General features: G+C 59.8%; 9 protein-coding genes. 5 read left to right on the top strand and 4 right to left on the bottom strand.

From position 1 onward, the window contains the following. The first annotated feature begins 108 nt into the window (after nucleotides 1–108). Nucleotides 109–552 carry a universal stress protein gene (locus tag BWR59_RS13775; RefSeq protein WP_081566189.1) on the top strand — a complete coding sequence of 148 codons (444 nt, stop codon included), beginning with the start codon at nucleotides 109–111 and terminating at the stop codon, nucleotides 550–552. Nucleotides 553–623: 71 nt separating this feature from the next. Here the strand turns inward: BWR59_RS13775 and BWR59_RS13780 are convergent, their stop codons facing one another. Next, on the bottom strand, nucleotides 624–2,543 hold the full coding sequence (locus tag BWR59_RS13780) for an ATP-binding cassette domain-containing protein (RefSeq protein WP_081566190.1): 1,920 nt from the start codon (nucleotides 2,541–2,543) through the stop codon (nucleotides 624–626). Nucleotides 2,544–3,150: 607 nt separating this feature from the next. Between BWR59_RS13780 and BWR59_RS13790 the strand changes: the two genes are divergently transcribed. Continuing rightward, nucleotides 3,151–5,079 carry a transglycosylase SLT domain-containing protein gene (locus tag BWR59_RS13790; RefSeq protein WP_081566192.1) on the top strand — a complete coding sequence of 643 codons (1,929 nt, stop codon included), beginning with the start codon at nucleotides 3,151–3,153 and terminating at the stop codon, nucleotides 5,077–5,079. Between the two features lie 68 nt (nucleotides 5,080–5,147). On the opposite strand, the gene BWR59_RS13795 is transcribed toward BWR59_RS13790, so the two are convergent. After that, nucleotides 5,148–5,957, bottom strand: coding sequence for an MOSC domain-containing protein (locus BWR59_RS13795; RefSeq protein WP_081566193.1), 810 nt, complete (start codon nucleotides 5,955–5,957; stop codon nucleotides 5,148–5,150). A 120-nt stretch (nucleotides 5,958–6,077) separates the two neighbouring features. Then, on the bottom strand, nucleotides 6,078–7,004 hold the full coding sequence (locus BWR59_RS13800; RefSeq protein WP_081566194.1) for a chemotaxis protein CheV: 927 nt from the start codon (nucleotides 7,002–7,004) through the stop codon (nucleotides 6,078–6,080). A gap of 531 nt (nucleotides 7,005–7,535) precedes the next feature. On the opposite strand from BWR59_RS13800, the gene BWR59_RS13805 reads away from it, so the two are divergent. The 3 genes from BWR59_RS13805 to BWR59_RS13815 all read left to right on the top strand — a co-directional run bounded on the left by BWR59_RS13805 (nucleotide 7,536) and on the right by BWR59_RS13815 (nucleotide 10,066). Beyond that, nucleotides 7,536–8,003 carry a hypothetical protein gene (locus BWR59_RS13805; RefSeq protein ID WP_230982006.1) on the top strand — a complete coding sequence of 156 codons (468 nt, stop codon included), beginning with the start codon at nucleotides 7,536–7,538 and terminating at the stop codon, nucleotides 8,001–8,003. A 516-nt stretch (nucleotides 8,004–8,519) separates the two neighbouring features. Beyond that, a complete protein-coding gene (locus tag BWR59_RS13810; protein WP_081566195.1) occupies nucleotides 8,520–9,410 on the top strand; it encodes a sensor histidine kinase in 891 nt (296 codons plus the stop codon). Next, on the top strand, nucleotides 9,407–10,066 hold the full coding sequence (locus BWR59_RS13815; protein ID WP_081566196.1) for a response regulator transcription factor: 660 nt from the start codon (nucleotides 9,407–9,409) through the stop codon (nucleotides 10,064–10,066). Before BWR59_RS13810 ends, BWR59_RS13815 begins: the two co-directional genes overlap by 4 nt. 61 nt (nucleotides 10,067–10,127) lie before the next feature. Here BWR59_RS13815 and yegS read toward each other — a convergent pair whose 3' ends face one another. Beyond that, nucleotides 10,128–11,036 carry a lipid kinase YegS gene (gene yegS / locus BWR59_RS13820; RefSeq protein WP_081566197.1) on the bottom strand — a complete coding sequence of 303 codons (909 nt, stop codon included), beginning with the start codon at nucleotides 11,034–11,036 and terminating at the stop codon, nucleotides 10,128–10,130. Between the last annotated feature and the right edge of the window lie 95 nt (nucleotides 11,037–11,131).

Raw genomic sequence — 11,131 nt, forward strand, 5'->3', positions numbered from 1 at the left:
GTGTATGCCCCTGCTGCGGGGAGCAGCGGGCAAAACACAAAGGCGTGCCATGAGGCGCGTGAAAAGAGCCATAATCAAAACCATCGCAGACCTCAGAAGGAACATCCCATGTCCTATGAACATATCTTGGTAGCCGTGGACCTCACTGAAGAGTGCGATCCCGTTATTAAAAAGGCCATCAAGCTGGCCTTGGGGACCAACGCCAAACTCTCACTGGTACACATTGTCGAGCCGATGGCCATGGCCTTCGGCGGCGACGTGCCAATGGACCTTTCGCAACTGCAGCAACAGCAGTTCGATCAGGCCAAGGAAAAACTCGAAGCACTGAAACTGAAATACCCTGACGTGCACACCGGAGACAGTCATCTGACCTACGGCCAGCCTCGTCAGGAAATCCACAACCTTGCCAAGGAACACAAAGTCGACCTGATCGTGGTCGGCAGCCACGGCCGCCACGGTCTGTCGCTGCTGCTGGGCTCCACAGCCAACGACGTGCTGCACGGTGCACCGTGCGACGTGCTGGCGGTACGTCTGGTCAAGCGCACCGACTAACGCAGCCGGTATAAACAAAAGCCCGGGCCCTTGAAGGGGCTCGGGCTTTTTTGTCTGTAAGCGCTGGCGGATTACTCGTCCAGCTCGGCCCAACGCTCGACCAGCACATCCAGCTCCTTGTTCAACTGCTCCAGGGAGGCCAGCACCTTGGCGGTTTCTGCTGCTGGACGCTGATAGAAGCCAGGGTTGGCGATGTCAGCCTCGACCTTGGCGATCTGCTGCTCTTTCGCCTCGATCTCGCCCGGCAGCGCTTCCAGCTCGCGCTGAAGTTTATAGCTGAGTTTCTTTTTCGCCGCCGGGGCTGCGTCCTGCGCAGGAGCAGCTGCTGCGGCCGGTTCGACGATCGCAGAGCTCAGGTCAGCCTTGCCGGACTTACTTTCGGTCACGCCCAGCAGACGCGGCGAACCGCCCTGACGCAGCCAGTCCTGATAACCACCGACAAACTCACGCACCTTGCCCTCGCCTTCGAACACCAGCGTGCTGGTGACCACGTTGTCGAGGAATGCCCGGTCGTGGCTGACCATCAGCACGGTGCCCTTGAAGGTCAACAGCACTTCTTCGAGCAGCTCCAGGGTTTCGACGTCCAGATCGTTGGTGGGTTCGTCGAGTACCAGCAGGTTGGCTGGCTTGCTGAACAGCTTGGCCAGCAGCAAACGCGCACGCTCGCCCCCGGACAACGCCTTGACCGGCGTCCGCGCACGTTGCGGGCTGAACAGGAAGTCACCCAGGTAGCTCAGGACGTGGCGGCTCTGGCCATCGATGTCGATGAAGTCCCGGCCTTCGGCGACGTTGTCGATGACGGTCTTTTCCAGATCCAGCTGATGACGCAACTGGTCGAAGTAGGCAACGTCCAGGCGCGTCCCGACCTCCACGGAACCACTGGTGGGCTGCAGGTTGTCGAGCATCAGCTTGAGCAGCGTGGTCTTGCCGGTACCGTTGGCGCCCAGCAGACCGATGCGGTCTTCGCGCTGCAGGACCATGGAGAAGTCCTTGATCAGCATCGGACCGCCCGGGTGCGCAAAGCTGACGTTGTCCAGGACCATGACCTGCTTGCCGGATTTGTCAGCGGTGTCCAGCTGGATGTTGGCCTTGCCGGTACGCTCGCGACGCTCGCTGCGTTCTACGCGCAGGGCCTTGAGGGCACGTACGCGGCCTTCGTTACGGGTACGACGGGCCTTGATGCCCTGACGAATCCACACTTCTTCCTGGGCCAGGCGTTTGTCGAACAAGGCGTTGGCGGTTTCTTCGGCCGCCAGCATGGCTTCTTTGTGGACCAGGAAGCTGGCGTAGTCGCCGTTCCAGTCGATCAGGCCACCGCGGTCCAGTTCGAGAATGCGGGTGGCGAGGTTTTGCAGGAAGGAACGGTCGTGCGTGATGAACAGCACGGCGCCCTGGAATTCTTTCAGGGCTTCTTCCAGCCAGGCGATGGCACCGATGTCCAGGTGGTTGGTCGGTTCGTCGAGCAGCAACAGGTCGGGTTCGGACACCAATGCCTGAGCCAGCAATACGCGACGACGCCAGCCGCCGGACAGTTCGGCGAGGGTCTTGTCGGCAGGCAGTTGCAGACGGCTCAGGGTGCTGTCTACCAGTTGCTGCAGGCGCCAGCCGTCACGGGCTTCGAGGTCCGACTGGACGTGCATCAGCTTGTCGAGGTCTTCGGCGGTGACGATGTTCTGGCTCAGGTGGTGGTATTCGGCGAGCAAGGCGCCGACGCCATCGAGACCTTCGGCTACGACGTCGAATACGGTGCGGCCATCGGCCACGGGCAGTTCCTGAGGCAGTTCGCCGATCTTGAGGCCGGGGGCGCGCCAGACGCTGCCGTCGTCGGGCAGTTGCACGCCTTTGACCAGCTTGAGCATGCTGGATTTGCCAGTGCCGTTACGGCCGATGATGCAGACCCGCTCACCACGGGCGATCTGCCAGGACACCTTGTCCAACAACGGCATGGCGCCGAATGCAAGGGACACATCGCTGAATTTGAGCAGGGTCATGATCTTCTCCAAAAACCGGGCGCGCAGTCTACCTGAGATACCTGATTGATGTGGGTGTTCGATGACAGGGGGTGGTCTGGTGTTTGGATTTGGGTTTGGGTTGGCGCGGGGATCGTGTGTATATCCTTTACCAGTAGTGGCTTTTAGATCTGGCTAACGCCAGACCTGTTTCGCCTCCGGCGAGTTACTTGAAAAGACACCAAGTAACCAAGTGTCCTTGCTCCTGGTTGGGCCCGACTTCGTCGGGTTCCTTCACTCCGGCGACGCTCCGTGGGCCCGCCGCCATCCGCCATCCATGGCGGGGGGCGGCTCTCGCGGCATCCATGCCGCTCGGCCCACGGAGCGACGCCTGCGTTCAGCCTGCACCCAAGTCGCGATGTGTGGTGTCTGGGCTGTTGCGCTCGAAGATCAAGATCAAGATCCACGGCAACGGCAACGGCAACGGCAACGGCAACGGCGACGGCAACGGCAACTGTGAACGCCGGACTGCTAACCAAATGCCACTGTTTGTTTCCATCTGTGACCGCCTTCAACCCAGCGCTTCAACCCGCGCTGGCAACAGGCTAAGCTAGCGACACTTTTCACCGCTCATCTGCACGGAAGTCTCATGCGCAGTCGTTTGTTCAGCCTTTTGTCCTGCCTGCTTCTGTCGGCCACCGCCGCCCAGTCCGTCCAAGCGGTCGATATCACCACCCAACGCCAGTATTACGATCAAGCCAAACGCGCCCTGGCCAAGGGCGATGCCGGGCCGTATCGCATGTACGGCTCCGCGCTGGCGGACTATCCGCTGGAGCCCTACCTGGCGTACGACGAACTGACCGCCCGCCTTAATACCGCGAGCAACGAAGAAGTCGAAAAATTCTTCGCCGATCATGGCGACCTGCCGCAAGCCAACTACATGAAGCTGCGCTGGCTGCGTTTGCTGGCATCGCGCGGTGACTGGCAACCGTTCGTCAAGTATTACGACCCCAAACTCAATTTCGTCGAGCTCGACTGCCTCAACGGCTCCTACCAACTCAGCCACAACCAGCGCGCGGAAGGCTACGCCAACGCCGAAAAGATCTGGATGACCGGCAAGACACTGCCCACCGCCTGCGACACCTTTTTTACTCAGTGGGCCGTGGAAGGTCAGTTGACCGAACAGAAACGCTGGCAACGGGCCAAGCTGGCGGCGCAGGCACGCAACTACGCGCTGGCCAATCAACTGGTCAACAGCATGACCACCCTGGCGCCACAAGGCCGACTGCTGATCGCCGTCGCGCAGAAACCGGAGATGGTCAACAACCAGGGCCAGTTCATGCCTGCCGATGAAGCCATGTCCGACGTGGTCGGCCTGGGGCTTCGTCGTCTGGCCAAGCAGGACCCCCAGCGCGCGATGGAACTGCTCGACAGTTATTCGCCCATCCTGCATTTCTCCCACGAAGAACAAGTGCAGATTGCCAAGGAAATCGGCCTGACCCTCGCCCGCAGCTACGATGGCCGCGCGCTGGAGGTGATGACCAAATACGACCCGGATCTGCGCGACAACACCGTTACCGAGTGGCGTCTGCGCCTGCTGCTGCGTCTGGGCCGCTGGAACGACGCTTATGAACTGACCCGCCGCCTGCCTCAGGATCTGGCCACGACCAACCGCTGGAAATACTGGCAGGCGCGCTCGCTGGAGCTTGCGCAGCCGAACAACCCGCAGTTGCCGGCGCTGTACAAGGCCGTGTCCAGGGAGCGCGATTTCTACGGCTTCCTCGCCGCGGACCGCACGCAAACCCCGTACATGCTCAACAACAAGCCGCTGATGCTCAGCCAAGCGACGATCAACAAGGTCCGCAACACGCCGGGCGTGCGTCGCGCGCTGGAGTTCTACGAGCGCGGCGAGGTGGTGAACGGTCGCCGCGAGTGGTATCACGTGACCCGTCGATTCAGCCGCGACGAGATGGTCGCGCAGGCCAGGCTTGCGTATGACATGCGCTGGTATTTCCCGGCGATTCGCACCATCAGCCAGGCGCAGTACTGGGACGATCTGGACATCCGCTTCCCGATGGCACACCGCGATACGCTGGTCCGTGAAGCGCAGATCCGTGGCTTGCATTCGAGCTGGGTGTTCGCCATCACGCGTCAGGAAAGCGCATTCATGGACGACGCTCGCTCGGGCGTCGGCGCCAGCGGTCTGATGCAGTTGATGCCGGCGACAGCGAAAGAAACGGCGCGCAAGTTCAGCATCCCGCTGGCCTCTCCCGCGCAGGTGCTGGACCCGGACAAGAACATTCAGCTGGGCGCAGCCTATTTGAGTCAGGTTCATGCGCAGTTCAACGGCAATCGGGTACTGGCGTCTGCGGCATACAACGCAGGTCCCGGTCGCGTTCGTCAGTGGCTGAGAGGCGCGAATCATCTGTCGTTCGATGTCTGGGTCGAGAGCATTCCATTCGACGAAACCCGCCAATACGTGCAAAACGTGTTGTCGTATGCAGTGATCTACGGGCAAAAGCTCAACGCGCCGCAGCCACTGGTTGACTGGCACGAACGGTTTTTCGATGACATGTAAACAGCAGGCATGAAAAAGGGGCGGACCACAGCAGTGGGATCCGCCCCTTTTTCATGGTGAGGAAGAAACTACTCCAACACCTCGATTTTCATCCCCACTTCCAGAGTTCCCGGGCCGTCGTTGACCATGTTCTGGCCGAACCAGACTTCACCCTCCTTCTCGCGATAGGTCTTGAGCGTGCTCAACGGTTCGCGATCTTCACTGCGCTCGCCGGTGGCCGGATCGATGGTGGTCAGGATGCAGCGTGAGCAGCCCTTGAGCAGCCGGAATTCCACGTCGCCGATGCGGATACGTTTCCAGCCATCTTCTGCGAACGCCTCGGCGCCCTCCACCACCAGATTCGGGCGGAAGCGCAGCATTTCCTGAGGTCGGCCGATTTTTGCCGACAGATCATCCAGCGACGCCTGCCCGATCAGCAGCAGCGGGAATCCATCGGCGAACCCGACCTTGTCATCAATCGTGCCGTAACCGGCAGGCAACCAACGAGCGCGCTCCTTGGGCACGTGGACCATGCGCGTAGGCTTGCCGATGAAGTCGCTGACCCAGCGGGCTGCTTCATCGCCGGCGTCCGGCACACGCAAGGTATCGCGCCAGACAGTGACACCACGCAGGCTCGACTCCAAATCTTGAGGAAGGGGTACGTCCAACGGTTCCACACCCGGTGCCGACAACGTGACGCCACCGCTGGCGTTCCACAGCACCGACAGCTGCGACATGTGCGGCAAGGCGCGCTGGGTAAAGAAACGGCCGTTGCTCTCATCGACCAGCATCCAGCGTCGATCCCCGCTCAGCCCCAGCTCGTCAAAGCTGGCCTGTTGCAACGGCTCGGCCTTGCAGGATTTGAGGGGGTACCGATACAGCGCACTGAGATGCAACATGACCGCTTCCTTGAAGTGATAGAGCGCAAAGCCATCACTTTATACGAGGGAACGCGCCTGGGAACGATACAGATACAAAAAAGCCCCTCCATACAGCGAGGGGCTGGAAATCGTATCGGGTCAGTTGTCGAGCATCAGCCGCTCGCGGACCACGTCTACCAGCTTGTCAGGCTGGAATTTGGAAAGGAAATTGTCGCACCCGACCTTCTTGACCATCGATTCGTTGAAGCTCCCCGACAGCGACGTATGCAACACCACATACAGGCCGCGCAAACGTGGGTCGTTACGAATTTCAGTGGTCAGCCGATAGCCATCCATCTCCGGCATTTCTGCGTCGGTGAAGATCATCAGCAATTTATCGGTCATCACTTCGCCGCTGTCGGCCCATCCCTTTAGCAGGTTCAAAGCCTTGAGGCCGTCGCTGGCCACATGCATTTTCACGCCCAGCTGGGACAGCGTGTCACGCAGCTGCGAGAGCGCGACATTGGAGTCGTCCACCAGCAACACCTCGCGACCACGGGCGCGCTCCAGCACCGGATCTTCGAGCTTCTCGCGGGACACCTTGGCGCTGTAAGGCACGATTTCGGCCAGCACTTTCTCGACGTCGATGATTTCGACCAACTGGTCGTCGACCTTGCTGATGGCCGTGAGGTAATGCTGCCGCCCGGCGCTGGTCGGCGGCGGCAGAATGGCTTCCCAGTTCATGTTGACGATGCGGTCAACGCCGCCCACCAGGAAGGCTTGAACCGAACGGTTGTATTCAGTGACGATGATGGTGCTCGAAGGCCCCGGCACCAGCGGACGCATGCCGATGGCCTGGGACAGATCGATCACGGGCAGGGTCTGGCCACGCAGATTGACCACGCCACAGACAAAGGGGTGGCGCTGCGGCATCAAGGTCAGCTTGGGCAACTGCAGCACTTCCTGAACCTTGAACACGTTGATCGCGAACAACTGTCGACCGGCCAGGCGAAACATGAGGATTTCCAGGCGGTTCTCACCCACCAGCTGTGTACGTTGGTCTACTGTGTCGAGAATGCCAGCCATCTGTTGCTCCTGGAGCAGGGTTTCAAGTAAGTCCGCATACCCGTTATCGGCAGCGCCGCTGCAGACCTTAATCAGCGATAAAAATGCCTCGCGGCATAATTGATATCACATTAACATCATGCTTTACTGGCGTGTATCCCGGCTGCTGAAATATCCAGCAGATAGTGGCGTTTCGCCCGATCTGAAAAGCGATGCTGCCAATCCCCTAGGGGTATTCCTTAACGACAATCAGGGCAAACCTGATATTCGTGCTTTCTAATTGCCATTATTGTGACGCCATTCTCACTGAATGAATGGAGTCAGATACGTGGTCGCGCTCGTGGAATCCCTCGATCCCCTCGTAAATACCGTGGAAGTGGACCGCAAAGTCCAAGCCGCGATGGGTATTGCGCACGACTGTGTCTCATCCATTGCAGATAAATCACAACAATCAGAAACGCCCTACAGACTTTTAATTGCTCTCGACCTTAACTTCGGGCCACTCGCCTCATGCGACCCTGGATCTCGATCCATGAAGAGTGGAGATTGCACATGCTGAACGGCAATGAGTGGCATCAATTGCACGGCGAATTTCTCGGCAACAGCCAGCATCTGATGACCCGAGCGGACGAATGCCTGAGTCATCTGGAGCTGATCAGCGATGACAAGGATGCAATCGAGTGTCTGTTGGGCACGTTGCAACAAATTGCCGGCAAGGCCGACGCTGCATCGGTGAAGACCGTGGCCGGATTCGCCCGCCAGCTGCGCTATCTGCTGTATTTCGCCAGCGCGGCCGGGCGACTGCAGCCCAAGGCACTGGTGTCGTTGCGAGAGTGTCTGTCGCTGCTGTCCTGGCAGATCGAGCTGGTCGATCCAGTCACCGGCCTGTTGCCTCTGGATGACCATGAACAACAGGAGTTGCTCGAACAGTTCGGCTGCTGTTGCGGTATCGGCAAGGTCGAAAGCAGCCACCCCACCCCGGTCGAATGGCCGGTGGCACTTACCGTCGTCCATCCCTGAACGCTGCCGACGAGCCGGCAAACATCGGGCGCTGTTCAACGCCTCCTCTGTGCCCTGACGACCGCCTCGTCGTGCAGGGCAACATGTCTGAAAACGACAAATCCGTCCTTCCCTGACTTGACCAGCATCAACCGCGACATACCCGCCGCTTCTTGTTGCATCGCAACTTGGCAAACGGCAGGCTCAACTGTGGGCGTTTAACTATCGCAACAGTGACACCGCGATACAGAGGCCAATTAGCACGTTTGTTCCAGAAGCAAATCCTGACTGTTGAGACAAACATCTCGCGGCGCTTATTTGCACGCAAGGCTTAATAACCCCGGTAATTCAGGTAAGATCTGCGCCCCGCAAATCGAAGCGGGAAGTCCGCAGCGCACTACCTTGTTGAAAGTCGACCCCTGGTTTTTGTACACACGTAAAAGGTGAGCAGTCGCGCTCCGCCCTGTTGACCACCTTAAGTGGCCTGCCAATTACGGTTCAGGTATCCGCAACAATAATCCGATGGCTTCATCCGCTATGCATGGCAGCAACAAGACGACCAAGTCAGGCCCCACGAACTCGAAAAGAACACTTCGATGGCTAGCAATATTATGCCTTGCGACAACCGTCTGTAATATTGGCGCGTATTTGTTCGACTACGGCGTGCCATTGGGTTTTGTATCGATCAACGTCCTGGCGTTCCTGTGCATTTGGTATTGCATCAGACGCCCGGATCGGACCATCCATTTCCAACCCCAGGAGCTCGCCGATCACATGCTCCAGGTGCAAGAAACCGAGCGTCACCGGTTGAGTCGTGAGTTGCATGACGATATCGGCCAGATGCTCACGGCGGCCAAACTGCAGAGCGACTGGATGCAACGCAGAGCCCCGGAAGATCTGCACCCGCACTGCATCATGCTCAACAGCATTCTCGACGAAACCCTGGCCAAGGTTCGCGACGTGTCGGCCATCCTCAATCCCCGGCAACTGGCGAGTCTGGGCCTTGAGGCCAGCTTGCGTGCGCACCTGCTGCGCACACTGGCCGACACCCCCATCCTCTGGAGCCTGGAGTGCCAGCAACGGTTGGCGGGTATCCCCGAAGAAATGGCCGTCGCCGCGTTTCGTATCACCCAAGAGGCCGTGACCAACATGCTGCGTCATGCCCAGGCGAAGAATCTGCTGGTGCGCATTCAACGTCGGCCCGAGGGGTTATCGCTGATGGTCTCCGATGACGGGACAGGATTCTCCCCGGCCAGCAATCCCGGTCAGCAGGGCCAACGCGGCATGGCTGGCATGATCGAGCGGGCGACCTTGCTCGGCGGACACTTGACCGTGGAAAGTTCACCCGGCCATGGTACTCATATTCACGCCCTGTTCCCCTGGGCGCCCCGTGCCCGTGATCGTGCCGAGATAAGTAAGGACTCATGATCTGCAATCTTCTTCTGGTCGATGACCACGCTCTGATCCGCGCCGGCGTTCGCGCGCTGGTTTCCGACATCCCCGGCTATCAGGTCATTGGCGAAGCCGCCGATGGCGAACAATTGCTGGAGATGACCCTGGAGCTTGCGCCGGACATCATCCTGCTCGACATTTCCATGAAGGACAGCAACGGGCTGGATGCACTTGAACGACTGCACAAGGCGCTGCCCGACAGCAAAGTGCTGATTCTGTCCATGCACACCGACCCGCACATGATCATGCGCGCCCTGGAAGGCGGTGCTCACGGCTATCTGCTCAAGGACGCGACGGCCACCGAGATCGAACAGGCACTGGAAGCCTTGCGCAACGATGAACGCTATTTGAGCCCGGCGATCGCACACACCGTGATCAATCAGGCGCTGGTCAGCGCGCAGTCGAACAAGGTCGAGCCGGTTGAAAACCACAATCTCACGGCGCGGCAGCTGGAAATCCTGCGCCTGATCGTGCGCGGCAAGTCGACCCGGGAGATCGCCAACGGCCTGAACCTGAGCGTCAAGACCGTGGAGACTCACCGCTCGCAGATCATGAAGCGTTTGCAGATCTACGACGTGGCGGGTCTGGTTTTATTCTGCGTGAGGGAGCAGATCATCAGCCTGGATGATTGACGCTTGCGGCTGCGCGCAAACGTTTGTTCACGACACTGGCTCCCTCCAACAGTGGGACGAGTCACCCAATCCGATTCGACTGCCCCAGCAGCGGTGAATGCGCCGGCAGGTGAATGCGCAACGCACCAGGCCTGGCTTCGAAGCGCAGGTTGTCGCCGCGCAACGGTTCGCCGTCCAGGTTGATGTCCAGCCCTTCCGTCGATTTCAGCTCCACCCACGGCAGACGTGCCCGCACAAAAAAGTTGTCGATGCCCAAGCCGCCTTCCAGCAGGCTTTTGAGCGTGCCCACCACTTCCTGAGGGGCGGGCAGGATGCTGATATCGAGCAAACCGTCGTCGGCCAGCGCGTTGGGGCACAACGGGTGTCCGCCTCCGGCCTGACGGCCATTGCCGATGCCCAGCGCCAGCAAATCACCGCGCCAATGGAAATCCGGCCCGTTCAACTCGCCATAGGCCGCTTTCAACTCGCTGAAGCGCGTCAGACCGGTGAACAGGTACGCCGCCCCGCCCAGTACCTTTTTCAGGTCCTCGGAGGTATTGGCCGTCACCTGGCTGCCGAAGCCGCCGGTCGCCATATTGAGAAACATCTGCCCACCGACCGCACCCATGTCCACCGTTCGCGCCGGGACATCGAGCAGATCCAGCGCGCGCTCGACTTCAAGTGGCACGCCGGCTGAACGGGCAAAATCGTTGGCCGTGCCCAGCGGCAGAATGGTCAGGCTGGCGTCGCTGTCGGCCTGCGCCAGCGCTTCGGCGATATCCCGCAGGGTGCCGTCGCCCCCGCCGGCAATGATCTGTGTGTGCCCGGCAGCCAACGCCTCGGATACCAGACGTTGGGCGTCCCCTCCCTCCCAGGTCAACCGCACATCCAGCTCCCAACCGTGCTTGCGCTTGCGTTCCACCGCATTGCGAACGTCCTCGTTGAGCGCCTGCTTGCCGTGAAGAATCAATAATGCTCTGCGCTCCGTCATGTTCCTTCCCTCTACTGGTGCGATTCATTGCGTCTGATGTTGACCTCACCTCACGCAGAAAAAGCCCTGTCGCTGAATTTATTTTGCTACGCGCG

It is taken from the genome of Pseudomonas sp. Bc-h (assembly GCF_002080045.1).
GTDB lineage: Bacteria > Pseudomonadota > Gammaproteobacteria > Pseudomonadales > Pseudomonadaceae > Aquipseudomonas.